The sequence below is a fragment of the Nitrobacter sp. MLSD-S21 genome, from assembly GCF_058809865.1.
On record NZ_JBXASZ010000003.1, the window covers coordinates 450,049 to 476,064 of the forward strand.

Genomic DNA, 26,016 nt, shown 5'->3' on the forward strand with positions numbered 1-26,016 from the left:
AGGCGATCATGCTCAAAGGTAAGTCAGAATTTGGTTCTACGGCGTTGAATGAGAACCTAGCGGCTATAGCCGTTGGCGCGGGAATAAACCGAACGGTTTTCCTGCACGGACCGGCTGTCCGAGCTGGTGCCTCGTTTACTCACCGCGGGTTTGCCGGGTTCGATATTTTCGAGAAAGACGGGCTCGGAAAAATAGAAGCCCTGCGCATATTTTATCCGCGTCGCTGCCTGCAAATAAGCGAGCTCCTCGAATTTCTCGACGCCTTCCGCGATCACCGCCATTCCCAAGGCATCGCCGAGAGATTCAATCGCCTTGAGGATACCCTGGCTGCGCGGACGCTTGTGGATATCGACGATGAACGACCGGTCAATCTTGATTTCATCAGCGGTGATATCGGCGAGGGCCGACAGAGACGAATATCCGATCCCGAAATCATCGATGGAGATTTTGACGCCTAGCCTTCGCAGGACTGGCAGAATCTCCGTCTGGAACCGGGTTTTCGCCACGAACGCATCTTCGGTGACCTCGACGATGAATCGCGTTGCGCAACCGGTCTTCTCCAGCGCCCGTGCGAAGGATGTCATGAATACCACGTTGCCAGCCTGCTTGGCGGCGACGTTGATGCTAATGCTAACATCGGTGCCGAACGCATCGTCGATGAGATCGATTGACCTCATGATTTCGGCCAGAACCAGATGCGTTAACTCATCGATCAAGCCGAGTTCAATCGCGAGATCAACGAACGTTCCAGGCGCCTGAATGATACCGTCATCGTTGCGCAGCCGAACCAGCGCCTCAATGCCTTTGATCTGCTCGGTTCTGATGTCCACCTTGGGCTGGAACGCGCAACAGAACCGCTTGTCGAGAATCGCGAGCCGCAACGATTGCTCGATCTTCATTCGGGTCAATGCCTCGTGCTGCATTCCGGAATCAAAGATGGCGGCTCCGCCCTTTGTGTCGTTCTTGATCTGATACATCGCGGTGTCGGCGTTCTGCCGCAGAACCTCATAAGTGTCGCCGTGATCCGGATAGATGCTCACTCCGATCGATGCGGACGCGAACAGTTCCGATCCGTCGATGAAAAATGGCGCCTTAAGCCGCTGCAATAGAAATTCAATGTATTCGGCGAGCTCGGCGTCGCTTTGGACCGGGTTGAGCAGGAGCAGAAACTCGTCGCCGCTGATCCGGGAGAGCATATCGGTGGCACGTAGGCCAAGGTCCAAGCGTCTGGCAACTTCGATCAGAAGCCCGTCACCGGATGCATGGCCGTAGTAGTCGTTGATGTGTTTGAAGTTGTCGATGTCGAGAAACGCCACCGCAAATCTAACGGAATGTTCCCCCTCGCGGATGAGGCTGTTGGCGTGCTGTTCGATGACGCGCCGGGTCGGCAAGCCCGTCAGCTCGTCATAATACGCACAACGAAAAAGCTCTTCCTCAACGGCCTTTTGACGGCTGATATCAACCGAGCTCGACAACACAAGCTTTCTGTTCGAAATCACGACAGGCTCATGCGTCGTCAGAAAGATCTTCGTCGCATGATCCGTTCGAATGTACTCTTCGGATATCCTGCTCCCGCCCGATTGCAGAACCCCGCGAGCGAGATTTATGCGATCATTCAGCTCTTTTGACGGGAGCGGCGCACCTGACACCGTTCCGACGATGTCCCGCGCCGGCACATTGAACTGGGCCACGGCGGCCGCGTTCACGAACACGAAGTTTCCCTGCTCGTCCTGAACCGTCACGGCTGTCGGAAGCGATCTAACAACTTCAATCAGGAAATTCAGTCGCGAGGAATCCCTTATCTCGAGCGGGAAGTCATTTCGGCTGGCCTCCAGTCCATCGGGAGGTCTCGGTCCACTCTCACTGGCGACAACAGAAAATTCGTTTCGCTCAGGCGTACCGGACATGGACTTCCCAACCTTCACCGCGTCTGAAAGGGGAAACTACCGGACTTTCAGGCTCTTGCGGGCAGCAACGGTGGTCGCGGTCAAATACAGCGCATCACCTTCTGCCTTCACAAGAAGGAATACTCCGCCACGTTGTAGGTTTAGTTAAATCCGACGCATAAACACGGCCGCACTTTCCACACCAAATGCAGCGCCGCTCATATCAGCTTCGTTATATTGTTACCAATGCATGAACCGGGGCACTAAATTCTCCGTTCCGAAGACCTAGCTCTGCGCTCGCGATAATTAAGAGAAGAATTGACGCCACGAGCGGGATTTACGGAGCTATTGAACAGATACAGCTCAAACAAATACTTTACCCAGGTCTCGTCTGATTTTGCGTCCTGAAAAACCTTTGGCGTGGAACGCCGATGACGCTCCACGCCAAAGCCAAACATCAGCGCACGAGGATCTTGTCTCCCCGACCCATTGAGGGATCAGCCTTATTGCTGATCATGAGGATCGCGATGCCGCCAGTAAGCGCGGCGCGCATAGAGTGATCCACCAGCGCATACGCGCCTTCCTTCGGTGAAATGAGATCGAAGGTCGCCGCGTCACCCGGCGCCAAGGTATAATTCTGCATCCCAACCATCATATTTTTAGGATTGCCCGAGGGATACACCCTGTCCCAGATGCCAGCGATCGGATGAAATCCGGAAAACTCGTTGGGACCAGCATTAACCATATAGACGCGCACGCGCTCGCCCGGCTTGGCCTCGAGAGTTTGCGTCGCGTGTTCATCATGCACCGGGTCATACTGAAAGGGCACGGCGTTGAAGGCGTTACGCTTCCACTTGTTCGCCATCATGCTGTCGACATCTTCGGGATTCTCGAACATCTGATGCTCGATCAGGACATATTCACGGTCAGCTTTGGGCATCGCATTAGGATCTTTCGGATCGATGATGACCACTCCGAACATGCCCCGGGCGATGTGCTGGATCATCGGATCAGATCCGCAATGATAGAAGAACACACCTGGATGTTCCGGAACGTACGAAAAGGTCTTGGTCTCGCCGGGTTTGATCGATGCAAAATCCGTCAGAACATCCGAGCGCGCGGAGTGCATGTCGATCGAATGCGATTTCTTGTTCGCGGCATCGTTTTTCAAAGTGAACTCGATGGTGTCGCCTTCTGTGGCCCGGATCACCGGACCGGGAACCTGGCCGTTGAAGGTCCAGGCGGCCACGGTGTTGCCCTGGTTATCAAGCGGGACCGTCGTTTCCTTGGCTACCAATTCGATCTTGACGGTCTTGGCCTGCGCCGTGGCGATCGCGGCGCCGAAAAGAACCATGACTGCTGCCATGCTCCCCACGATGGCGCTGTTCTTCAAATGTGCGGTGGTCATTGAAATCGTTCTCCCCTTCATGATTTGGTATGGCTTTCTTGTTGAATCTATTTGCCGCATTTGCAGACCTGCCGCAGATACTTGACTAAGCCTGTGATCTGCTCTTCGGACAGGACGTGACCCCAGGTTGGCATCAGCACCGACTTGTTGACGGCAAGCCCGCCTTCTTTGATGGCTTTGAACAGTTCATCATCTGGTGTGTCACCCATACTTTTTGCATCGGTGTGATCCCGCGGCTTCACGGAAAGAGCGGGCACGTTGATCCCCGTCCCGTTGCGCTGGAGGCCGTGACATTGCACGCAATAGATCCCATAAATCTGCTCGATCGACTGATCGGCATGGCTTGTCGATGACACGAGCAGCAGAACCAGACCGGCCAAAGCCGCCAACGTTTGCGTTTTCATCACTTGTCTCCTTGGCTCAATTGAACCAGGAACGCGGTCAGTCGCTGGATATCCTGATCCTTCAGATTCGACGTCGGCATCCAGATATGCGGATCGAAACGCTGCGGATCTGCGGTATAGGCGGCAATGAAATCCGCTTGCAGTCGTGCGCCGGCATCGGTCAATCGCGGCCCGGAGAGGCCCCCTTCTCCTTTTTCGCCCTGGTGGCAGGCGACGCAGCCGCGAAACTTGACGAACGCAAGCGCACCCATTCGTGCACCTTTCATCTCACCCTTGAAAATGCCTGCCGGAACGAGATCTGCGGGAGCCTTCAAAGCCATCAGTGCTTCCGCGGCAGCCTCGGCATCGGCCTTCTTTAGCTTCGGGTGAGCAATGATCTTGGACGGATCGGGCACATCGTTCTTGTCGCCCTTCTTGACCATGTTGAAATACGGGTAACCGGCGGGACGTATCGGCTTGGGATCCTGCAACCAGGAAACCAGCCATTCCTTCTTGAACTTGCTACCCGCAAACCAAAGGTCGGGACCTTTGCGCATCAGCAACCTGTCAAGCGAAGCATCGCTCGGTTTAACCAGCGCATGACAACCGGAACAGCTCTGATCAAGTTTGTCGGCGGCGCTTGCGCTGCTCAGTAATGCCGCGGTCAAGCCCGCGACGGCGAGCAAAAGCCCTTTCATGTCGACTCTCCTTTCGATTGAATTCAGGGCGCGGGATCGCCTTTGAAGGCAGGGCTCTCGTGCATATCGAGCGGCTTCTTCATCGATTCCTCGTAATAAAAATCGGGCACGAACTCCTTGTTCTTCCATTTGTAGAAAGACTGATCCTTCAACGGGATTTCCTCATACTCGATAGTGGTCATCATGCCGCCCATCGGAGAACTGCCATTCGTGGTGTGCTTGTCGATGTGATCGTGCACCATCCAGATGCCGGGATTGTCGGCGCGCAGAATCAGGTCATAGCGCTCACCCGGACCGAACAGGATCGTGTCGGCGAGGTAGGGATTGGCGAGGGGCCGGCCATCCTTGGCGTAAACCTCGAAGAGATGACCGTGGATGTGAATGGAATGCAGTTCGTCGCCGGCGCCGATCAAGCGGATGCGAACGACGTCACCCTCCTTGATCCGCAACGGTTGAGTGTCCGGGTAAGCCTTGCCGTTGATGGTGAAGAAATCCGGCACATCACCAGGAACGCCGCCATAGCCGGGCTTCTTCGCCCAGGCTGACGCCCAACTGGAAAACATCATGATGTAATCTTTGGTGACTTCTTTCTCGACCGGCGGCGGATCTTTCGGATCGATGATAAAAGGACCCCACATGCCGCGCATGGCAACGTGCTCGTTGACGTTGACGTGACAGTGGTACCACATGGTGCCGGACGGTTCGGCCTTGAAGCGATAGGTGAAAGTCTCGCCCGGAGGAATTGCCGGTTGCGTGACGTCGGGCACGCCGTCGTTCTTCCAGGTGCCGCGCTGATACAGGCCGTGCCAGTGAATCGTATGGGGCAACGTCGTCTGGTTTTCGATCTCGATCTCGACATCGTCGCCTTCCTTCACATGCAAAAGCGGCCCGGGGCTCTGGCCGTTGAACGAGAAGGCGTAGAAGGTCTGCTTGTCGACGAGCTTAAGGATCGTATCCTCGATGACCATCGAGAATTGCCTTGTCTCAGCAAGCGCGGTGCGCGGACTCACGATGCACAACGAGGCACTTGCAGCGAAAATGACTTTCACGAGATGCGCGCGCAGCGAACAGCGTTGCAGGATCATGGGAATAACATGCATTTCATATTGATGTTTTTCGATAAGCCACTACCAAGGCATAGGCGACGCGGAACGCTTATCCATCAGGCGCCCGCTCATGCTGGAGCCGCCGATGCTGAACAGTGCTCATGATCATGACGCGCGAACCCCAACCTCGAACTGACTACAATCGATAATTGCCATCTTCAGCTCCATAAAGCAATATTTAAAATTCATCTTTTAACAGTTCGCCAAGGCTGGGAAAACACACGACGACGATCGCATCCGCGTTGTGTACATTTCACAAAATGCGCGACGACGCCGATTACACTGCACAACGACTACATCCCCGAGGTGCAAAGAGCTTGCAGCGTCAGTTGGCTGATACCGACCTCTTCCGCCGCTCTCGGCATCACCGTCCATAGTCGATCATTCCAGGTCTGATCGTTTCCCACCGTCCGCATCAAGCCTACCCATTTGACCAATGCCGGCTTTGCCTTTCCGTTTTGCAGCAACCACTGCCCGATATAGAATCGTGCGATCAGATCGTTTGGATCGCCTCTGAGCGCGAACTCAAATTCCGACTTGGCTCGATCTGAAATCATGCCACCATCCGCCAGCGCGAGCGCTTCCCCCAATGCAACATGAAGCACGCTGTTGTCAGGATCACTTTCGATCGCGCGCTCAAGCACCGGAATACTGAAACGAGGAAACCCTAGCTGCAGCAATGCACCACCCATGATCGCCCAGGGCTGGCTTGCGTGCTCCGCAGCCAGGAGCTTCGGCAAGTCGAGCAAGCCTTCAAGTGGCATCGGCGACGTCGTGGCCGCACTGTTCAGCGGAACGGTTATGTGGTGTGTGGTGAGAGGTGATTGATGCGTGAGCCAGACCGCGGCAGCTATACCAACCACAGCTCCCGCAGCCGAGGACGCAATGCACAGCTTTAACCAGCCTCTGGAGTACTGCGTTTGATTTGCAGGCGCTTTCCTCATGCCCCGGGCCGCGGATAGATCCAATCTTCTGACTCTCGTGCAATGTGGAATAAACATGCACATATAATGTATGTTTGTATAGTCCCAAAATTCATGTGCAACAGCGACAGACGGTAGCAGGCCGATGCACGGCGATCGGCGGTGTCCGACTTTGCTTCAAATGAGGTGATATCGCTTCAACATTCAGGGCGCGGAGCTGAGCCGTCATGCGGCGGGCTGTTGTCGATATCCCAGGGCAATGATGGATCGCGCGCCGCTCAAGCAGCCGGTGGGGCCCCGAAATCTTTTGGGTTGAGAATGAGATCGGCGAGCGTATAGCGATCGAGCGTCGTGGTGAACGCTGTCAGCGCTTCCCTCAACGGTGCTCGCAACCGGCAGCTCGACGTGATTGGACAGCGGTTATTTGAGGAAAAGCATTCCACAAGCGCGAAATCCGGCTCGGTGGCGCATAGAACGTCGCCGAGCTTGATTCGGTTCGGCCGTTTGGCAAGCATAAGCCCGCCAGATCTGCCACGTACGGCTTTGAGATAGCCCGCGCGCGTGAGTTGATTTGCCACTTTCATGAGATGGGTGCGGGAGATTCCGTAAACGCTTGCGGTCTCTTCAATCGTGACCAGCCGATCACCATGGGTGGCCGCATACATCAGCAGTCGAAGAGTGTAGTCGAAAAAGCTTGTCAATCTCATCGGGGTCTCGCCGGCGGCACATCGCGTGATTTAGCGAAAAAAGATGAACCTGTCCGACGCCTTTCGCAAGTGTCGATACGTTGCATGAGAGCGGCAGGACGGAGCCTCTCGCCAGCCTTGGAGCCCCGCGACTCGACGCCAGCTTGCCTTCCCACCTGCAAATCGACCATATCTTGTCCACGGCCGACATCACTGTCTGGAGTTCTCGTCCCGAAAAGGTCACGAATGACGATGCCATATGAAACGATCCTCATCGTCGTTCTCGTGCTCCCTTTCGCCGGGAGCTGTCTTGCAGCGTTCCTTCAGAGCAACGCGCGCAACGCCGAAGCGTGGCTGGCCGGTGCGATTTCGCTGATCTGTCTGATGCTTCTGGTCGTGAGCTACCCCCATATCGTCAACGGAGGAGTCATCCGACATACCGTTGAATGGGTGCCCGAACTCGGTCTCAATTTCTATCTGAGGATGGACGGTTTCGCCTGGGTGCTCGCCGCACTGATCGCCAGCATCGGGTTCCTGGTGGTACTTTACGCCCGCTACTACTTGTCCCCCCAAGATCCCGTGCCGCGTTTTTTCTCGTTCCTGCTCGCCTTCATGGGGGCGATGCTCGGCATCGTCCTCTCTGGCAACCTGATCCAACTGGTTTTCTTCTGGGAGCTGACCAGCCTCTTTTCCTTTCTGCTGATCGGCTATTGGTACCAGACAGCGCAGGCGCGGGATGGCGCGCGCATGGCTCTGATTGTAACATCGGCCGGCGGATTTTGCCTGTTCGCCGGTATATTGATCCTCGGACATATCGTCGGCAGTTACGATCTCGATCGCGTTCTCGCGTCGGGCGACAAGATCCGCGCGCATTCGTTTTACATCCCGGCGCTCGTCCTCATCCTTCTCGGAGCCTTGACGAAAAGCGCACAGTTCCCGTTCCATTTCTGGCTGCCACAGGCGATGGCGGCACCGACGCCCGTTTCAGCCTATCTTCACTCCGCCACGATGGTCAAAGGTGGGGTATTTCTTCTGGTGCGGCTCTGGCCTGCGCTGGGCGGAACGAACGAGTGGCTGTGGCTCGTGGGTTCGGCGGGACTTATCAGTTTCATACTTGGAGCGTTCATTGCTCTTTTCCAGCAGGATATGAAAGGACTGCTCGCCTACTCGACCATCAGTCATCTCGGGCTCATCACTCTGCTCATCGGTCTCGACTCACCGCTCGCACAGGTCGCCGCCATCTTTCACCTCATGAACCATGCGACGTTCAAGGCGTCGTTATTCATGGCGGCCGGGATCATCGACCACGAAACCGGCACCCGCGACCTGCGCCGCCTGAGCGGCCTGCGGCGCTTCATGCCGATCACGGCAACGCTCGCGATGGTCGCTGCCGCCGCCATGGCTGGCGTCCCGTTGCTGAACGGCTTCTTGTCCAAGGAGATGTTTTTCGCCCAGACAATCGAGACTCACGACAACTCGTTGCTGGATCAGGCATTGCCCTACATCGTCACCATGGCAAGCATGTTCACGGTCGCTTACTCGCTGCGGTTCATAGCCGAAGTATTTTTCGGTCCCCCACCGCGAGAATTGTCACGCACACCGCATGAGCCGCCGTTCCTGATGCGCTTTCCCGTCGGGCTCCTCGTTCTTGCCTGTCTCCTCGTTGGCATTGTGCCCGGCCTTACAATCGGCCCCCTGCTCCGAACCGCGCTCCACGCTGTCCTCGGCGACGCCATTCCCACTTACAGCCTTGCAATCTGGCACGGCTTAACTCCCGAGTTCCTGATGAGCCTGGTCGCGATTTCCGGCGGCGTGGCCATCTATTTGACGTTCAGGTCATATCTGCTCGTTGCTGAAGGACCGCCACTGCTGCGGTATATCCAAGGTCAGCGCATTTTCGACCGCGTGCTCGTCGCCGTCTCGTGGCAGTTCGCAAGACGGTTAGAGGAGTTGCTTGGCACGCGCCGCTTGCAGCCACAGTTGCAGCTGCTGTTCTGCGCGGCTTTGCTGGTCGGCCTGGCGCCGATGTTCGCTCACGGCATCGAGTTTGGGGGAGAGGCGCGAACGTCTTTCAATGTCGCATTCGCGCTGATCTGGGCTATCGGATGCGCCTGCGCGCTGGCCGCGGCTTACCAGGGCAAATTCCATCGCTTTGCGGCTCTCATTTTCGTGGGCGGCGCGGGCCTGGTGACGTGTGTCAGCTTCGTTTGGCTAGCCGCGCCTGATCTCGCACTGACCCAGCTGGTGGTCGAGACCGTCACCACTGTATTGCTCCTTCTCGGGCTGCGTTGGCTGCCGAAACGCATCGAGAAATTTCCCGCGGCCGACCCGCCGGAACGCGATTCCAGTTGGCGCCGCTTCCGGGACATCGGCATCGCGACCGCGTTCGGAGCCGGTTTGGGGGCGCTGGCCTACGCGGTCATGACACGAGCGGAGCCTGACAGCATCGCGCGATTCTTTGTCGAGAACGCATACGCGCTAGGCGGCGGGACCAACATTGTAAATGTCATTCTTGTAGACTTTCGTGCGTTCGACACCTTCGGCGAGATCACCGTGCTCGGCATCGTCGCGCTGACCGTCTATGCATTGCTGCGGCGATTTCGGCCTGCTGCCGAAAGCATTTCCGTGCCGGAGCAGCAGCACAGTCAAGATCTCTACGATGAGGCTCAACCCACTCGAGAGAAGGGTGACACGCTCAGGAGCGCGATGACCATCCCTCGGCTCATGATGGCCCTGCTTTTCCCGGTGATTTGCACGACCGCGATTTTCCTCCTTCTGCGAGGACATGACCTGCCAGGAGGCGGATTTGTCGCGGGCATCACGATGGCCGTGGCATTCATCCTCCAGTACGTCGCTCGCGGAACCACCTGGACGGAGGAACACCTGCGCATTCTGCCTGTGCACTGGATGGGCGCGGGCCTACTCATAACGGCCTGCGTGGGGGCGGCCGCCTGGTTGTTCGAACGGCCTTTCCTGAGTTCGTCGTTCTCATACCTCGAAGTTCCCTGGATCGGCTCGATTCCTCTGGCGAGCGCACTGCTGTTCGACATCGGCGTATTTGCATTGGTCGTCGGCGCCACTGTCCTGATGTTGATCGCGATCGCGCATCAGACCGTGCGCAGTCATCGGACGCCTTCCAGCCGTGCATCCGCCGCCTCTCCAACGGCTGAGGTGGGGTAGTGGAGATCGTACTCGCGATTGGCATCGGCGTGCTTGCGGGGTCGGGCGTGTGGTTGTTGCTTCGGCCGCGCACGTTCCAGGTGATCATCGGCCTGTCATTGCTCTCTTATGCGGTCAATCTTTTCATTATCGCGATGGGGCGGCTTAAAATCGGCGCCGCTCCGATCCTGGGGACGCACGCATCTGATGACATCGCCAGCCTTCCGGATCCGTTACCACAAGCCCTCGTTCTCACGGCCATCGTCATCAGCTTCGCGACCACTGCGCTATTTCTGGTCGTACTGCTCGCATCCCGCGGCCTGACGGGAACCGACCACGTCGACGGACGGGAGCCGTAGTCGTGAACCATCTGATGATCGCACCGATCGTGCTGCCGTTGTTCGCCGCCGCGATCATGCTGGCTCTCGGAGGAGAGCAGCGCCGCAACGTCAGCGCCGCACTTAGTATCGTGACGACGTTCGCGCTGGTGGCGATTTCCATCATACTCCTGCGCGCCGCCGATGTTGCCCCGACGGGCGTCGCGGGCGTCTATCGCCTGGGCGACTGGCCAGCTCCCTTCGCCATCGTACTCGTTGTGGATCGGCTGGCCACGCTCATGCTGCTGCTAACCAGTCTCCTCGCAGCGGCGGCGGCTGTATTCTCTCTGGCGCGCTGGCATCGCGCGGGGGTGCTGTTCCATCCCTTGTTTCAGCTCCTGCTAATGGGAATCAACGGTGCTTTCCTCACTGGCGATCTCTTCAACCTGTTCGTTTTCGTCGAGGTTCTGCTTGCGGCTTCCTACGGTCTGGCGCTGCACGGCTCGGGAACGGCCAGGGTCAAGGCCGGGTTACATTATATCGTTGTCAACCTCGCGGCGTCGCTGCTGTTTCTGATCGGCGTCAGCCTGATCTACGGCGTGACCGGCACGCTCAACATGGCGGATCTGGCCACCCGCATTCCGGCGGTCAGCGCGGCGGACCGCGGACTGCTGGAGGCAGGAGCGGGCATCCTTGGCATTGCGTTTCTCGTCAAGGCCGGAATGTGGCCGCTGTGCTTTTGGCTCCCAAGCACCTATGCGGCCGCGCCACCGCCTGTAGCGGCGATTTTCGCCGTCCTGACGAAGGTCGGCGCCTACGTCGTGCTGCGGCTATCGCTGCTGTTGTTCGGTGATGATGCGGGAGCGTCGGCGCAATTTGGCGATCATTTGCTGCTGCTAGGAGGCATGGCGACCGTGGCGTTCGGTGCGATCGGGAGCCTCGCGTCGCAGGACATGGCGCGACTCGCCGCCTTCTCGGTGCTGGTATCGTCGGGCACAATACTGGCCGCCATCGGTTTGGGACAAGTGGGCGTGACCGGCGCCGCCCTGTTCTACCTCATCAGCTCGACACTCGGTCTGGGTGCTTTTTTTCTCCTGATCGAACTGGTCGAGCGTGGCCGCGAACCGGGTGCTGACGTACTTGCGGTCACCCGGGAACTCTATGGCGATGAGGATGATTCCGAGATTTTGCCGGAAACCGGAATTGCGATCCCGGCGACGATCGGTATCCTTGGTGTGGCTTTCATCGGCTGCGCCGTCGTCATTTCGGGCTTGCCGCCCCTCTCCGGCTTCGTCGCTAAATTCGCGATCCTGACGGCCACCCTCCACTCTCCGATCGGCGCCCTCTCCCCCGCCACATGGATTTTTCTTTTCCTGTTGATCGTTTCAGGACTTGCGGCGCTGATCGCCATGACGCGCGCCGGCATCCGTTCGTTCTGGGTTTCGCCGGAACGCACCATACCACGCGTCCGCCTTATCGAGATGGCGCCTGTTGCGGCCCTCTTGCTGCTTTGCGCAGTTCAGACGGTTAAGGCGGGTCCGGTTATGCGATTCATGCAGGCGACGGCGCAATCGCTGCATGCTCCTCACCACTATGTCCGGGGAGTTCTGGATTCTCCGATCAAGCCCGACGACTCAAGGGGGCCGACATGACCCGCCTGCTGCCGTTTCCCATAGTTAGCGCCAGTCTCCTTGCTTTCTGGCTGCTGCTCAATCAGACGCTTTCGCCGGGGCATTTTCTTTTAGGCAGCGCCGGGGCCCTTATCGGCGGATGGGGGCTCGCAGCATTGCAGCCGCCGAAAGCGTATCCACGGCGACCGGATCGAATCCTCCTTCTCGCTGCTCTCGTCTTCGTCGACATCGTGAAATCCAATATCGCCGTCGCCCGCATCATCCTCGGGACGAAACGAAAAGAAAGGACTGCGGGCTTTGTGGAAATCCCGCTTGAACTTCGCGATCCTTATGGGCTGGCGGCGCTCGCTTGCATCATCACATCGACGCCGGGGACTCTATGGGTGGACTTCAACGAAGCCAGCGGCATCTTGACCATCCATGTCCTTGATCTGGTCAATGAATCCGAATGGGTCGGCCTTATCAAGGAGCGTTACGAACGGCGGCTGATGGAGATCTTCACATGAGCATGATGCTCGCCTGGTCGGTCACCACGGCACAGATCCTGCTCGGCTGCGCGATGGCATGCGCCGCCTTCCGCATCCTCCGGGGACCAAGAGCACAGGATCGCGTCGTCGGCTTCGACAGCCTGTATGTGAATGCAATGCTGCTGCTTCTCACCTTCGGCATAAGAACAGGCAGCACGCTTTACTTCGAAGCAGCCTTGATCATCGCTCTGCTTGGTTTCGTGAGCACTGTGGTCCTTGCCAAATTCCTGCTTCGCGGGGAGGTCATCGAGTGAGTGCAGCAGGCGAACTTTCTGCGCTGCCAGCCGTCCTGACGGCGGTTTTCCTGGTCAGCGGAGCTGCGGTCACGTTGGTCGGCGCGCTCGGCCTGCTACGCCTCCGGACCTTTTACGAACGGGTCCACGCGCCCACCCTGGGAACCACTTTGGGAACAGCCTTCATCGCCATCGCGTCGATGATCTACTTCTCCGCGCTAGGAACGGGTCCGGTCCTGCACGAGCTCCTTATCATTGTTCTCGTCATCACAACGACCCCGATCGGCCTGATGATTCTGGTCAATGCTGCACTTTTTCGGGATAAACTCGAAAACGACGGAGCGCTTCAGCGACATGCAAAAGACGGCATCGCTGATCCGTTGTTGGACAAGGGAGCGCCGCAAGAGCCCCGCGCGGAGTAAGCATAAAAAATTATGCAGGGCATCCCGCGTCGGCAGCCTAGGAGATTTCGGTCGAAAGTTCCCGGTCGGACCTGTGCTCAAGGTCTCCGTTCACCTGCTTGACGTAAAGACCACGCTGCAACACCTGAACTTTCCGGTGATCCGAGACGGGGATATTCGTAATCAGACCTGAGTGCAGCGCTCGCCTCCATGCCTCAAGCTCGGTGGGCGCGGCTGCACCGATGCGTTGATCCTGATAGAATAAAGCGTATGCCATTGTTCTTTCCCTCTCTCCTGCGAACTAACAACGTTGAGGAAGGAAAATCGTCTCCTCCGCACCGGCGCCGCCTCATTCACTTTCAGATGAAAGAGTCTACCCCCGGGTCACCGCCACGGTGGTGCCGGACGTATAGCTCGAGAGCAGATCAGCCAGCATGACATAGGCAGTTGCCAGTTCGGCGGGCTGCCCGGGGCGCTTCATCGGAACCTGCTTGCCAAAGTCGGTCACGATCTCCTCCGGCATGGTCGAGGGAATCAAGGGGACACCTTCGATCAATAACCTGTCATTTCGAGATACCCGACACCATGGTGGGTGCCCGTGAAACTCACCGGGCCTTCCCAGTAGGAAAAACGCGTTCCCATCCAGCTCTTTGGATTCAGCGGGACCGTTTCGATCGTCAGCGCCCGATCGCGAACGACGATACGCCAGCTTGTCGGCAGCATGCGATCCGCGACTTCTGTTGTGACTGTCGGGATCATATCAATGGACCTGGAAGCGAGCGCTACCGACCGTCCATCCAGTCCGGTCCAGTTACCCGTAAGGTAGGGCTGACCTTGGGCTTGTCGCAGGCGATACAGCATCAGTTTTTCGCCGGTCTCAAGGTGCAACGAGAACCAATCCCATCCCGTCTGATCCGAGGCCAGCGGCTGGCTGCTCCATTCGCGGTCCATCCAGGCCTGTCCGGTAACATTGACGGGCTTGCCGTCGATCGTGACGGTCCCGGCCGCCGTGAAATGCGGCTGGCTGTAATAGTAGGACGCCTGCCCACGTTCGGATTTCGCGCTGTAGCCGGCCTCGCCCTGGAGCACGAGAGCTCTGTCTGCCTCAAGCCTCAGCGCATAACTGAACTCTGCACTCGATGCGTTGACCTCAAGCGGCGCGACGTTCATCGCCGACATACGATCGATCCCGCGCATTTGCCATGAATCGATCCAGCCGTGAAAGGGAGCCGCTTCCACGCCGGCCTGGCCCACGCCGCCGCGTGCAAACGCTTCGCTATAGAGATGCGTATCGGCGCGGGTTACGGCGGCATGGCCCATCCAGACTTGCTGGTTCGCCCAACCTTCGCGTTGCGGTCCTGGCTGAATCGCCTGGCGAAACAACGTCCACTGCACGCCGAGCGCCTGGCCGGCGCTGTCTTTGAGATTGGCGGTGAGATACCACCATTCGATGCGGTAATCCGGATGCGGGCCGTGATCGTAGGGAAATTCGAAACTCCTGCCGGGTATCACCGAAGCGAATCCGGAAGCATCACCACCAAGTCCAGCGAAATTCTGAGCCAGCGAGGTTCTTCGTCCGAAACCGAGAACGGCAAGCCCCGTCGCAAACGCACGGCGCGAGATTTTTGCATTAGCGCTCATTGGCAAAGATCTTGATCAGCACCGCCGGGGGCAGCCGCATCAGCCGGACGACCGGAATCAGCGTCGCCAGCAGCGACGCAAACATCGCCACGCCGACAAGCTCGGCGAGATGCAGCGGAAAGACATGGAACGGCAGGCGCCAGCCAAATGCTCTGACGTTGACCACCGCGATCAGGCACCACGCCACCAGCAAGCCGAGCGGCAGCGCCAACATCGCGGTGATGAACGCAATGGACATTGTCTTGAGAAGCTCAATGCCGGCCAGCTGCCGCCTTGTCACCCCAAGCGCCCACAACGGCGCCAGTTGTGGAAGACGGGAACTGCTGAGGGTCAGCAGGCTAGTGAACAACGCAACTCCGGCGACACCCAGCGTAAACATGTTCAGTGCAGCGGTCACCGCGAACGTGCGGTTGAAAATCCCTGTCGATTCCATCTTCAGCGCCGATTGATCGGAGAGGCGGCTTTCGTCGAGATGAAATGCCTTGCGCATATCATCGATCAACGGCCCGATCTTGCCGGGGGTCACGCGCAAGCCGAACCGGGTCCGCGGCAGATCTGGAAATCGGCCTGTGAAGGCGTCGATATTGACGGCGATCTGCCCCTTAGCATTACCGTAATCGGCATAGATAGCTGCGACACGCAGGGACCAGATGCCGGTGGGCGTACTGACGCCGAGTCGGTCACCAAGCCGTAGTTTCAGTCTCCGTGCCAACTGCTCACTCACGAGGGCGCCCTCGCCTGACTTGACGTCATCCCACGCATTCGACCGCGACTCCAACAATGGCCAACGGTCGCGATAGGTGGCGTGATCGGCGAGGCCAAGAACCTCCACCGGCCAGCCCCCGATCTCGATCTCGGCGCGGCCGCTCGGCAGGATGGCAGTGACCTCCGGCCGCGAGCGCAGCCGTGCTTCGATATCGCGAGCTTGGGCATCACTGAAGGCGTTCACATAGACGTCCGCAGCGAGCCGGCCGTCCAGCCATGCGGCGAAGGTTTTACTGAAACTCTCCACCATGGTTCCCACGCCGACGTTAACCGCGAGCACGAGCAGCAAGGCCATCAGTGCTAGCGACAGTCCGGGAAGTTGCTGACGGCTGTCCGCCCAGAACCACATCACAAGCGGCTGCCGCGAGCTTCGCTCGCCGATGCGCAGCACGACTTCGAGCAGCACAGGGAGCGCAAGCGCCGCACCCAGCAGCAGCGCCGCCAGCACCGCGAATCCTGAGATCAGCGAGCCGCCGACTAACAGAACGGTGATTGCCGCAACAAGCATCGCGACGGCCATGACGCCTTGATAGCCCAGCCATCGCCGCTGTGATTGCTGCCATGCATAAGGTTGCGCCATCGCGAGAACCGAAAGACGGACGACTTTCAAGAGGCTTGTCGACGACGCAGCCAATGTACCGACGGCGCTCATTGCCAAGCCTGCGATCCACCATTCGGGTCTGAGAGCCAGCGCCCCGGAAACCCGCGCGCCATACAGCCCGTTCAGACTCGCAGCGACATTGGGCAGTAACGCCGCGGCGATCAGATATCCGCAGACCAATCCGACCAGGCCGCCGGCGATGGCCAGGACCAGCAGCTCGATCAGCACCACACCGTTCAACTTCCGGGACGATACTCCGCAAGCGCGAAGGGTCCGGAGCATCGGCATACGCTGCTCGAAGGCCAAGCCGACCGCCGAATAGACGATAAAGAGTCCAACAAGAAACGATAGCAGCCCGAAGGCCGACAGGTTGAGATGAAAGCTGTCGGTCAGACGTTCAAGATCGGTTTCGGCGTCCGCCGCGACATACCTGAGCATGTCGCCAGTGACAGCCTCAAGCAGCGGCGGCTGGCTGCGCGTGTTGCCAATCAACAGACGCGAGAGCCGACCTTGCATGTGAAGAGTGCTTTGCGCAAATCCGATATCGACGATCACGACACCCGGTGCGAGCTGCGCGTGAACCTTGAGCGGCGGCAGTAGCGCCCCGTCATCCGTGACAAGGACCGTTCCTTCCGTCCCGGTCAGCGCGATCAATGTCTCCGGCGCGACCAAAGTCTCACCGGGAGGCCCGATGAACGATTTCAGATCCGCCGCGCCGATCGCCGGGATCGACCCTGCCTGCGCTGGAAACGTTACCGGCTCGATTCCCAACAGACGCAATGGCCTTCCCTGAATGCGAATTCGTCCTTCGACGACAGGTGAGACTTGCCATCCCGCCCGCCGGAGATCGACGAAAAGCTGCTGAGAAAATGTGGAATCACGCTGCCCGACCAGCATCGCGGGTCGAGAACCGCCAAAGACCGCCGCGGCCCGATCGTAGCTGGTGCGAGCCTGCTGGTTCAATGCCTCTACGCCACTCCACAGTGCCGTCGCGGAGATCAGACCTACCATGAGTGTCGTCAGTTGCAGCGGATGCCGGCGCCAATGGCTAAGCAGAACCGCAAGGATCCAATACCCTTGCTTCACGAAATCAGTCCGGCGCTCAGTCGAACTGTCCGGTCCAGTTTCGCGGCAAGCCGTGTGCTGTGCGTCGCCATGAGAAAAGCGCATCCGGTCCGTTTGACGAGATCAAGCGCGATATCTGTAACATCGTCGGCCGTCGCCTCATCGAGGTTTCCGGTCGGTTCGTCAGCAAGAAGCAGAGGCGGCCTGACCGCAAGCGCGCGCCCGATTGCAACCCGCTGTTGTTGGCCGCCTGAGAGTTGTTCGGGATATCGCTTCAGCAGATTGCCGAGGCCCAACCGATCGACAAGTTCGTTTTGCCATTGGCTGTCATGGCGACCGGCGAGACGCGACTGAAAAGCTAGGTTATCGGCGACGGTTAGAGAAGGGATCAGATTGAACTGCTGAAAAATCAAACCGAGCCGGTCCCGGCGGATTGCTGCACGGCCCTGATCCGCCAGTGCAGTCACCTCCGTGGCATCGAGCCGGATTGAGCCACCGTCCGCCTCATCGAGACCCGCAATCAGGTGCAGCAACGTGCTTTTGCCGCTTCCCGATTCCCCGGTCAGCGCAACGCTCTCACCGGCGCTAACATGCACGCAGACCCCGCGAAGAACGGCGATCTGTTCCTGCGCCGAACGATAGGTTTTGGTCAGGTTCTGGATATCCAGCATTGGTGCTCTTGGAATATCCATCGCCGTCTCGTCCGTCATGGACGAAAGGTCGACCATCGTGAACGCCACTCCCTTTCTAGTCACGTAGGTCTTGACGCTGCCGCTTCGTCCCAACCTAGTTGCATCCGCCGCCCCCTCTTCGGCGACCGGCTTCAAACGGTCCATGCGTTTGCATATCAAACCTACATCTTGACCGTCACCTTCCGGTTCTCGCCCAGGTTCGGTTTCTTGCCGGTCAACCTCGCCTTGGCGAACTCGAATACAGTCGCGACGCTGCTTGCCGGCCCGTCCCATAATTCCACAGTAGAAGGTTCAATCTGCAACAGGCATACGTTAGGATCGCTCGGTCCTCCCGGCCACCATAATTCATCTGTCTTTCGCCACGCCGCCTTCGTCAGGTCGGCATCGTGGATGATGCAGGCGCGCCCGGTGATTGACAGGTAGGCTTTATCACTCGAGTCGATAAACACGAGGCCGACGTCGGGCCGTGCCTCAATCTCTTCTTCCTTCGGGCTGTGGATATCGGTTACGAAGAAAATCAGGCCAGCGTCACGGTCAGGCCTTGCTTCGAGCGGTCGCGCGCGCAGTCCATCAGCAAACTGCGTCGTCAGCATGCAAACGCCAACTTTTTCAATGATGTCCCAGATCCGTTCGATGTCGTTTTTCCTGCTCATGGAAACACCTCTTATAGCGACAAGCCCTCACGCGCTCGACGCTGCCGATTTTTGCCCGTCACGGCCATAGACAGCGGTGCTTTCCACTTTGTCGCTGTGCCGATAAGAGTTTCTCAATCTGCCATCGTGGCCTCTGAATTGAGAAGCTACGGAACATCAACGCCGCCACTAGCGCTCCGTTCCGGAAAGGCAAGGGAAACGCCAGCATATCGGACTGATCAAACGCGTCCTGACTTGCGCCAATGAGCATGACCTACAGTAAAGACGGCAGATCTATAGCCACGTCAATTTCTGTTGCTGGTGCTATCTATCGCCGCCGGATCAACCGCCCCGCGCTCCCCCTTCTGAACCGCCGAAACCAGCGCGTTGACGCTAACCAAAGCTGCAGCGACTAGAATTGCGGCCAATAGCACCTCAATTTTCATCTCGCTTTTCATATCACTCAACCTTCTGACCCAGATGCGGCCACTGCGCATTGCTCCTTCTGATGTGCGCCGCCGTTGCAAGATTTTAAGGTCGGTTCCAAAAGAAAAAAGTCGCCTGGGCACGAGATCTAGCGACCGGCTTCATTCGCCAGCTGCCGCCGACGTCGCCAGAACGGCTGATCGAACCAGCGGGACTGGATGCCATAGTAGAAATCGTGTTGCGACACGTAGGTCTGCCAGAGTTGGCGCTGCTGTTGATCGTATCGATGGATGTAGCTATTGCGACCGTCCAATCCTGCCGCCCCCTGCGGAGAGTCCGTCAGCGCGTAGTGAATCATATGCCCGGCATGGCTCGCCGTCCTGAGCGCCTTGTCGATACCTTGCGACGACAGCGGATCATAGGCTTGTGCCGCATCACCCACCGCCATCCAGGCGTCGCCGCAAAAGTTTCCCAGTCGCTGGCTATTGGCCGGCGCTCCCCGGATGATCCCGCAAGGGTGATACCCTCCGGCTTTGAGCAAAGGCGCAATATGCGTCGAACCGTCCAGCAGTTGATCGAAGCCTTGCCGCGACGCTGCCAGCCTCGCCGCCGGCAAATCCTTATCGGTGTGCAAGACCACCAGCCGCCGGGTTTCATTGTCTTCGGATCCGGGCAAGCGGTTGCTGTACCACCAGCCGTATGGCGCGGCCTCAATGCGGGTATAACGGTCATCATCACCGCCCGAGCAGGAAAACCATTGCGCATAGGCGAACAGCCGATCGCCATGACTCAGTGTCGGGACACCAAGTATGCGAGCCACGACCGCTTGGCGACCCGAACAGTCGACGAGATAACGGGCGCGATCCTGCCGAGTGACGTTGCGCGAGGTGAGCGTCAGTTGCCAATTGAAATTGCCGCCTTCAATCCGCGTGCAGGACTGGAAACAGACATCCTTGAGCAAGGTCGCACCAGCCGCGACCGCTTTCGTACGCAGCGCTTCATCGAACGCTAGCCGCTCGACGCAGAGGCCATGGCCGGCCGACGCGAAGAAAAAATCCGCGATCTCGGTCGGTTCGGTTCCCCATAGCGAGATGTTGCCGGCAGTTCTGAAAAGACCAGGAAGTTGCTGTTCGGGACTTTCAATATCTCCCAGGAAGTGTCTGACCAGCCCCATCGACGTGGGCGGCAGGGACTCGCCAAGCTTGAAGCTGGGCGACGCGCGCTTCTCCACCAGCAGGACGCGCTGCCCGTACTTCGCGAGCGTGATGGCGGTTGCGGCCCCCGCGGGTCCGGAACCAACAATGACGACGTCCCATATTGTCCCGGTCGGGTCGAGCAACGGCGCCGACGCCACTGATCATTTGCTCTTGGCGGGCGGCCGGTTCAGGGCCGGATCACGCTCTTGTTCGGCGAACACGATCTGACCGTTGGCTCTCAGGAAGCTGCCATCCTCATTCTTGACCGGCAGCACCATCCCCAATCTTGACCAGGCATAAGCCATCTGATGGTAACCATCGGCAGACGAGAGCGGTTCACCGTGCTCATCGTATCCGCGGAACCATTCCTTGTAGGTTCGGGTCTGGCTCTTCCTGTCGTATTCGAAAACGATATCCGGCCGCTGCGTCGGCCACCACAACACGTTGCACGACCAGAAGTCGCCTTGCCAAGGGCTCGACATGTAGGCGGAGAGCGATCCAGGCTCGATGCCCTTGTCGACACGGAACGCCTCAGCAAAATTTTCCCGATAGAGAATCAGATACGGGAATTCGATCCCCGGGTGGAAACCGCCGCCGATCGTAGGTTCGAGCGCCGAGCTGTCGAGTGCATGTGGCTGCTCCGCCAGCGGCAAGGTCTCAAGCGCAACGGGTTTTGGTGGAGTGCCAACCTCGAAGTCTCCTTCGGCCCATTCTTTCAGGTGATTGAGCTGCCGATCGGTCAGGCTGAGAAACTGATCGGGCAGGCTCAGTCCCAATTGCTCATTCTGTAACGGCTTGCCTCCGGTGCCCCACAGCCTGGGCATCTTGAAGGGTCCTGCATCGCCCTTGAAGTCGTCGTTCTGCCAGCTGGTTGGACGCGCTGGCGGCGGCGGCATCAGGGAATCAACCAGCCGTCCGCGCTTGCCGGGCGCATGCCGCATCAATTCATAGATCATCTGCCGCGTCGGCTTGCTGTTCTCGCTCGGATCCGTGAAAGCAGTCATGTATTCGGCACTGAGCAGGCTGCCCGGCTGCCCCGGACCGTGAGCGGCGTCCTTGGTGTCAGGTGAAACGCCCCCTGCCGCCGCGTTCACCCAGCTGTAGCTAACTGCCTTGGCGAAGATCGGGAAGACATCTCGGTAGAAGTTCGTCTTCTTCCATACGTGGGGGTAAGACTCAGGAAAAGCCTCGTAAACGCGATCCAGAATAGAGACCACATGATACATGTGAGGTGCAAACTTCGGTGGCGCGGTAACGATCCAGGCTCCCGCACGCGGATTCCGCGTTCCTTCGTCCGTCGCTGATTTCACGTTGTCGCGCGTACTCAGTACAGTTCCGTCCTTCAGCGTGACGGTGACGTCGATTTCACCACAGCACGTGTCGTCCCACCAACCCGGAATGTTGAAGTAGGCGAACTGGTTCGTCAGCGGATTCTTACCGTCCTCCGGACCGTTCGGAGGGCTCATTGTTTCGCTTGGGTTCGACAATACGACCTTGGGCGTGGTGACACATTCGCCCTTTCCGGGCGCGGGAACGAACAGCAGCCGGTCCTTCGAATCCAACCGAAGCTGCCCGAGTTCGATATCCCTGGCGGCCTTGTAAGTGACATCAACTTCTTTCGAAGGATCCTTTGGGGTGAAACCCTCAAACCGCAATTCGCCCGGCAACGTCCCCTTCTCGATGTCTCTGAAAACATCACCTTTCATGATCACCGGCTGGGTCTGCCCCGAGGCGATCGTATGCACCCCCGGGTCGATGATCAGCTTGTCGCGTTCGATCGGCTTCATACCGGGCTGGATGGAAGGGTTTCGCAACTTGTCCGGATCAAACAGATACGCACCCTGAAATGCATAATTCGCCGCTTTCATGTTTCTGACATGAACCCGCCAGCGAACGGAGTGTACGACGTCGGAATGGGAGGTCAGTTCTGCGACGACCTTCTCGTTGGCGTCGTAAGCATAGATGCGGTATCGCTGCGCTTGGCGTTTCAGTCGCGCGTTACTATCGCGGTAGGTTCCACCGTTTGGTCCGGGACCATTGCTCCCGCCGGGATCGACGACAACGCCCGGCGTTTCTGGCCCGATGTAAAACTCGTCACTGGTGCCCAGACGAGCGATGCCGATACCGGGATGAATGCGAATGCTCTTGATCTTCTCGGCCAAAGCTCATTGTCTCCAGAAATCGCTATTGTCGGAAAGAGCATCGGAAACATCAATATCCAAGTATCCTCACCTAAAGGAGGATCAAATAATACTTTTGACGAAAAAAATTCGGGTTGCTTAGAGCGATGCCTTAACGATTTTCCAATCCAGCAGGTCTGCGGAGGCGACTGCATACCGGTTACCGAAATGTTCGATATTGGCGTAAGTCCGTCCGTTTGATTGCGAGTAATTCCGTACAGAGAAACCACCACCGAAGTTGGCCTTGATCGATTTTTCGACCTGCAAGCGGGATGCCGCAGCCGATGCGCGATTCGTGTTTTCACCGCTCGCAGCGCTGGCGATCCCCGGCAGCAACAGGACAGATACAGTTGCGCACCCTTTGACAAAATCTCTACGCTTGATGTCCATGATCTGGACCCCTGCTAAAGGATAATTCGAAATGAGTTGAACGACCTTAAGTGGTCGGTGGGTGTAAAGGCACGACAGAGACACAATACGACAGAGACATAGAGCGGGTTCAGCGTGGAGCGTGCGTGGACTAAAAATCACCCCAAAATATGATCGAGATGGCTGCCTTATGCAAGCTAGGTCATTTCAAGGTATTCGTGTGATCTGCAAACGCACCGCAACCTTAGACAACTGGATCATTGGGATTTGTACGAAATGATGTCGCTGAAGCACATAATCAGCGGCGGAATTCCGCTGAGGCGAAGCGCGCGCAATCTGTTCGCTGCTGAACAGCCTGTATCGAAGGTGGCCGTGTGGCCGTAGAGCCGAACCTTAAAAGGCGCCCGCGGATTTTCCAGAGCAAGTGAGGACTATCACACCGACCGTACTAAAATACCTGACCCGTCGGCATGCGGAATAGCGGATGTGCCAAAAACCTTAGGAACAGACGCTCTGCCTTAGCGTTCTATGCCATTCATCTCGCATCTGGAGATACCGATGGCCGACGCACAACGCAACGATCGCGGGTCCAGGTTGGGAAGCGGTCGCAAATCAACGATGGCTGAGCGCTTCCTCTCCTATGTCAAACGATTCTGTCCGTATTCAAGTTAAAGGCCCGGCGTGTCCAAAGGACAGAGCCGGGCCTCATCACATTTCATCCTTTCCGAACCTCACCTCAGTGAGCGGGCGCGGACTCCGCAATCGCGTGAATAGGTTTGACGTTCTTGAAACCCACGCGCGAGAACGAGACATAGAACGCGGCGATATTCATGAGCGCCCAGATGAAGAAGCCCAAAGTGTAACCGCCCATGAGAAATTTGCTGCCGGCAAGGATCGCGGTCATGGTGAAACCGCATGCTGCGCCGGCAGCCTTGGCCAGTCCGCTAACCGCACCGACGTGCACGAAGTACATCGGGATCAGTTTGATGACTGCCGCCGCGGCTGCACCGGACAGTAACGCAAGCCCGTAAATAGCGAACAGCTCGATGGTCAGCGAGATCTGCAAGGCCAAGAGCACCGCCAGCGCCGACATCAATCCGAACATTATGCTCAAGATGCTGAGAACATCGTAACGGTCGGCGAGCCAGCCCCCCAATGGTCGAGTAATGGCAACGCAGACCACCAGAATCGGCGTATAGACCGCGACCGCAGTCGTTGGATCCACGCGCCAATGATCAACCAGATAAGTCGGCATCGTTGACGCGAAGAAAACCAACGTGCCAAACGCAACCCAATAAAGACCGGGAACGAGCCATACGACGATGCCCGAGCGGTAGACGGCGAAGATCTCGCTCATCGACGTATTCTTGAGCACCCGGTTCGGCGGATCAGACGTAAAGAACATGTAGACCGCCGCCATGAACAACGTGGGAATAGCGAATATCGGGAATATCATCCGCCATCCGTCCGGATCATTTTTGTCAAAAACGTTCGTGATCAAGAACGTGACGGCCATCATGCCGACTGTAATCCCGACATTGCCCATAGCAAAAAGGCCAAGGGCGGTCCCTTGTTTCGATTTAGGGTACCAGGACGACACATGGGCATTGCCGACCACGAAACTCGCGCCGCCAAGCCCGAGCATCGTTCCCAGAAACAGGAAGCCGTAATAGCTCTCGGCGAAGGTTCCCAAAATCAGGACCACGGAGAGAGCCACAAGCAAAAGCGTGAAAACCGTCCGGCCGCCGTACTTGTCAGCCCAGATGCCGAGCGGAATGCTGATAGCGGCCGCAAAAAGCGGCTCCATCGCAGCGAGGATCAGCACCTGGGTGCTTGTAAAATGATACCACTCGATCAGAAAGGGAGCGAGTGCGGAAAACATTCCCCAAATTGCGAAACCGAGGGAGAATGCCAAGGTTGAGATCCACAACACCCTTGGGTTACCTGACGGCTCTGCCGCCTGGTTAGCCCCGACATTTAAATTTTCCACGGTCGCTCCTCATCATAACTTCTGTATCGCCGGCGCGACGCCAACTTACCGGGCGACACCAAATGGGGACTCTTGGCGTCGTTATGTCAACTATTTGACATAGTAACTCGCGGCAAGCTTCGCGTCTATCGATTTTCCGAAAAGGCCCGATCAAGGGTCACGCTGATCGCCTGATCACAATGGCGCATGGCCGATCAGGCAGTTCGGTCAGACGCTCGCGCGACCGATGACGACAGAATCGATGGAATGGTCGCCGGGCCCTGCTCCCGCGAACGGCATCCGCTTCGCTTGAAAAACTGTAGCCCGCAGGGCGGAGACTCCTCAAATGCCTTTGGTCCCGGTCGAAAGCAGGCTCTCTGTCGAGCTACCCGGTTTTGTTTAGTCCTTCCGGAACACGCCGCTCGGGAACTTTTGGTGCGTTCGACGCTTCTGCTTTCTGTCCTGGGAGGATGCCTATGACCTTGGAAGAAAACGAAACCAGCAACTTGATCGGCAGCGACAAAGTCGAAGGGACGGCCGTCTTTGGCCCCGACAACGAAAAGATCGGTTCGATCGAGCGGGTTATGATCGAAAAGACAAGCGGCCGTGTTTCGTATGCCGTCCTGAGTTTTGGCGGATTCCTTGGAATCGGCGACGACCATTATCCTTTGCCTTGGCATACCCTGAAATATGACATTCTACTCGGCGGCTATCGGACCGGCGTAACCATCGAACAACTCCAAAGTGCCCCGAAATATCGGGTTGGGAGCGGCTGGGATTGGGCCGAGCCAGCGCGAACCAAGACGGTCGACGACTACTATGCCGCCAGTTTCTAGAAGGACATAGGAGCCCGCAGCCTCTGTCATCTGCCCGTCCCATCCACAACTTCAAGGGCGATATGAATGAACGAGTCTGAACAATTGCTTGGCCGTGCGGTTTTGCAGCTCTGGCCTGAACTTAAGCGGGATGTTCAGGAACAGATCTTCGAGGCCGCATCAGTTGACCCTGAAGTTCGGCGCCGCCTGGCCGTGCTGCTCCATGATCAACACCCCAAAACAGCGTTCCCGCCTCAACCCCGTTCGCTCGCTTAGGCGGACTGAGACCTGAATTGAAACTTGAACC

The 26,016-nt window shown here is 57.9% G+C and carries 25 protein-coding genes and 1 pseudogene; 8 read left to right on the top strand and 18 right to left on the bottom strand.

What is annotated here, in order from left to right; all coding sequences use genetic code 11:
* Window positions 1-56: 56 nt before the first annotated feature.
* The 7 genes from AC1RT6_RS12105 to AC1RT6_RS12135 all read right to left on the bottom strand — a co-directional run bounded on the left by AC1RT6_RS12105 (window position 57) and on the right by AC1RT6_RS12135 (window position 7,111).
* Complete coding sequence (locus AC1RT6_RS12105; protein ID WP_079447646.1) at window positions 57-1,907, bottom strand: putative bifunctional diguanylate cyclase/phosphodiesterase; 1,851 nt, start codon at window positions 1,905-1,907, stop codon at window positions 57-59.
* Between the two features lie 436 nt (window positions 1,908-2,343).
* Window positions 2,344-3,294, bottom strand: a complete 951-nt coding sequence (locus AC1RT6_RS12110; protein ID WP_079447647.1) for a multicopper oxidase domain-containing protein — start codon at window positions 3,292-3,294, stop codon at window positions 2,344-2,346.
* Between the two features lie 47 nt (window positions 3,295-3,341).
* Entirely contained in the window at window positions 3,342-3,698 is a 357-nt protein-coding gene (locus AC1RT6_RS12115) for a c-type cytochrome (protein WP_079447648.1), read from the bottom strand.
* Entirely contained in the window at window positions 3,698-4,375 is a 678-nt protein-coding gene (locus AC1RT6_RS12120) for a c-type cytochrome (RefSeq protein WP_079447649.1), read from the bottom strand. The genes AC1RT6_RS12115 and AC1RT6_RS12120 overlap by 1 nt, the downstream gene beginning before the upstream one ends.
* 23 nt (window positions 4,376-4,398) lie before the next feature.
* Window positions 4,399-5,475: a multicopper oxidase domain-containing protein gene (locus AC1RT6_RS12125; RefSeq protein WP_079447650.1), complete on the bottom strand. Its 1,077-nt coding sequence runs from the start codon at window positions 5,473-5,475 to the stop codon at window positions 4,399-4,401.
* A gap of 299 nt (window positions 5,476-5,774) precedes the next feature.
* The gene (locus AC1RT6_RS12130; protein WP_244553519.1) at window positions 5,775-6,245 is read right to left on the bottom strand and encodes a tetratricopeptide repeat protein; all 471 of its coding nucleotides are present in this window, start codon (window positions 6,243-6,245) and stop codon (window positions 5,775-5,777) included.
* Between the two features lie 437 nt (window positions 6,246-6,682).
* Window positions 6,683-7,111: an RrF2 family transcriptional regulator gene (locus AC1RT6_RS12135; protein WP_079447652.1), complete on the bottom strand. Its 429-nt coding sequence runs from the start codon at window positions 7,109-7,111 to the stop codon at window positions 6,683-6,685.
* 225 nt (window positions 7,112-7,336) lie between these two features.
* Here AC1RT6_RS12135 and AC1RT6_RS12140 point away from each other — a divergent pair, with 225 nt between their 5' ends.
* The 6 genes from AC1RT6_RS12140 to mnhG are packed head-to-tail and all read left to right on the top strand — an operon-like array spanning window position 7,337 to window position 13,379.
* Window positions 7,337-10,270, top strand: coding sequence for a monovalent cation/H+ antiporter subunit A (locus AC1RT6_RS12140; RefSeq protein WP_079447653.1), 2,934 nt, complete (start codon window positions 7,337-7,339; stop codon window positions 10,268-10,270).
* Window positions 10,270-10,608 carry a Na+/H+ antiporter subunit C gene (locus AC1RT6_RS12145; RefSeq protein WP_079447654.1) on the top strand — a complete coding sequence of 113 codons (339 nt, stop codon included), beginning with the start codon at window positions 10,270-10,272 and terminating at the stop codon, window positions 10,606-10,608. The genes AC1RT6_RS12140 and AC1RT6_RS12145 overlap by 1 nt, the downstream gene beginning before the upstream one ends.
* Window positions 10,609-10,610: 2 nt before the next feature.
* The gene (locus AC1RT6_RS12150) at window positions 10,611-12,218 is read left to right on the top strand and encodes a monovalent cation/H+ antiporter subunit D (RefSeq protein WP_079447655.1); all 1,608 of its coding nucleotides are present in this window, start codon (window positions 10,611-10,613) and stop codon (window positions 12,216-12,218) included.
* The gene (locus AC1RT6_RS12155) at window positions 12,215-12,703 is read left to right on the top strand and encodes a Na+/H+ antiporter subunit E (protein WP_079447656.1); all 489 of its coding nucleotides are present in this window, start codon (window positions 12,215-12,217) and stop codon (window positions 12,701-12,703) included. Before AC1RT6_RS12150 ends, AC1RT6_RS12155 begins: the two co-directional genes overlap by 4 nt.
* Window positions 12,700-12,978, top strand: a complete 279-nt coding sequence (locus tag AC1RT6_RS12160) for a K+/H+ antiporter subunit F (protein WP_079447657.1) — start codon at window positions 12,700-12,702, stop codon at window positions 12,976-12,978. The genes AC1RT6_RS12155 and AC1RT6_RS12160 overlap by 4 nt, the downstream gene beginning before the upstream one ends.
* Window positions 12,975-13,379 carry a monovalent cation/H(+) antiporter subunit G gene (gene mnhG / locus AC1RT6_RS12165; RefSeq protein WP_079447658.1) on the top strand — a complete coding sequence of 135 codons (405 nt, stop codon included), beginning with the start codon at window positions 12,975-12,977 and terminating at the stop codon, window positions 13,377-13,379. Before AC1RT6_RS12160 ends, mnhG begins: the two co-directional genes overlap by 4 nt.
* A 37-nt stretch (window positions 13,380-13,416) precedes the next feature.
* On the opposite strand, the gene AC1RT6_RS12170 is transcribed toward mnhG, so the two are convergent.
* The 11 genes and pseudogenes from AC1RT6_RS12170 to AC1RT6_RS12220 form a co-directional block, all read right to left on the bottom strand.
* Window positions 13,417-13,635: a hypothetical protein gene (locus AC1RT6_RS12170; protein WP_079447659.1), complete on the bottom strand. Its 219-nt coding sequence runs from the start codon at window positions 13,633-13,635 to the stop codon at window positions 13,417-13,419.
* 96 nt (window positions 13,636-13,731) lie between these two features.
* Window positions 13,732-13,899: pseudogene (locus tag AC1RT6_RS12175) on the bottom strand (SDR family oxidoreductase); the annotation flags it as partial.
* Between the two features lie 11 nt (window positions 13,900-13,910).
* Window positions 13,911-14,999, bottom strand: coding sequence for a lipocalin-like domain-containing protein (locus tag AC1RT6_RS12180; RefSeq protein ID WP_079447660.1), 1,089 nt, complete (start codon window positions 14,997-14,999; stop codon window positions 13,911-13,913).
* Window positions 14,989-17,451: an FtsX-like permease family protein gene (locus AC1RT6_RS12185; protein WP_472790585.1), complete on the bottom strand. Its 2,463-nt coding sequence runs from the start codon at window positions 17,449-17,451 to the stop codon at window positions 14,989-14,991. The genes AC1RT6_RS12180 and AC1RT6_RS12185 overlap by 11 nt, the downstream gene beginning before the upstream one ends.
* A complete protein-coding gene (locus AC1RT6_RS12190; protein ID WP_309773333.1) occupies window positions 17,448-18,101 on the bottom strand; it encodes an ABC transporter ATP-binding protein in 654 nt (217 codons plus the stop codon). Before AC1RT6_RS12190 ends, AC1RT6_RS12185 begins: the two co-directional genes overlap by 4 nt.
* Before the next feature lie 182 nt (window positions 18,102-18,283).
* Window positions 18,284-18,775 (bottom strand): pyridoxamine 5'-phosphate oxidase family protein, encoded by a 492-nt coding sequence (locus AC1RT6_RS12195; protein WP_079447662.1) that lies wholly within the window; start codon window positions 18,773-18,775, stop codon window positions 18,284-18,286.
* Between the two features lie 284 nt (window positions 18,776-19,059).
* Complete coding sequence (locus AC1RT6_RS12200) at window positions 19,060-19,212, bottom strand: hypothetical protein (protein WP_158081543.1); 153 nt, start codon at window positions 19,210-19,212, stop codon at window positions 19,060-19,062.
* 116 nt (window positions 19,213-19,328) lie between these two features.
* Window positions 19,329-20,534 (bottom strand): NAD(P)/FAD-dependent oxidoreductase, encoded by a 1,206-nt coding sequence (locus AC1RT6_RS12205; protein WP_079447664.1) that lies wholly within the window; start codon window positions 20,532-20,534, stop codon window positions 19,329-19,331.
* Between the two features lie 3 nt (window positions 20,535-20,537).
* Window positions 20,538-22,538, bottom strand: coding sequence for a LodA/GoxA family CTQ-dependent oxidase (locus tag AC1RT6_RS12210; protein ID WP_472790588.1), 2,001 nt, complete (start codon window positions 22,536-22,538; stop codon window positions 20,538-20,540).
* A gap of 117 nt (window positions 22,539-22,655) precedes the next feature.
* Window positions 22,656-22,946, bottom strand: coding sequence for a twin-arginine translocation signal domain-containing protein (locus AC1RT6_RS12215; protein WP_079448233.1), 291 nt, complete (start codon window positions 22,944-22,946; stop codon window positions 22,656-22,658).
* A 715-nt stretch (window positions 22,947-23,661) separates the two neighbouring features.
* Window positions 23,662-24,915: an MFS transporter gene (locus AC1RT6_RS12220; protein WP_079448234.1), complete on the bottom strand. Its 1,254-nt coding sequence runs from the start codon at window positions 24,913-24,915 to the stop codon at window positions 23,662-23,664.
* Between the two features lie 455 nt (window positions 24,916-25,370).
* Here AC1RT6_RS12220 and AC1RT6_RS12225 point away from each other — a divergent pair, with 455 nt between their 5' ends.
* Window positions 25,371-25,730: a PRC-barrel domain-containing protein gene (locus AC1RT6_RS12225; RefSeq protein WP_079448235.1), complete on the top strand. Its 360-nt coding sequence runs from the start codon at window positions 25,371-25,373 to the stop codon at window positions 25,728-25,730.
* Window positions 25,731-25,796: 66 nt separating this feature from the next.
* A complete protein-coding gene (locus AC1RT6_RS12230; protein ID WP_139372942.1) occupies window positions 25,797-25,985 on the top strand; it encodes a hypothetical protein in 189 nt (62 codons plus the stop codon).
* Window positions 25,986-26,016: the final 31 nt, after the last annotated feature.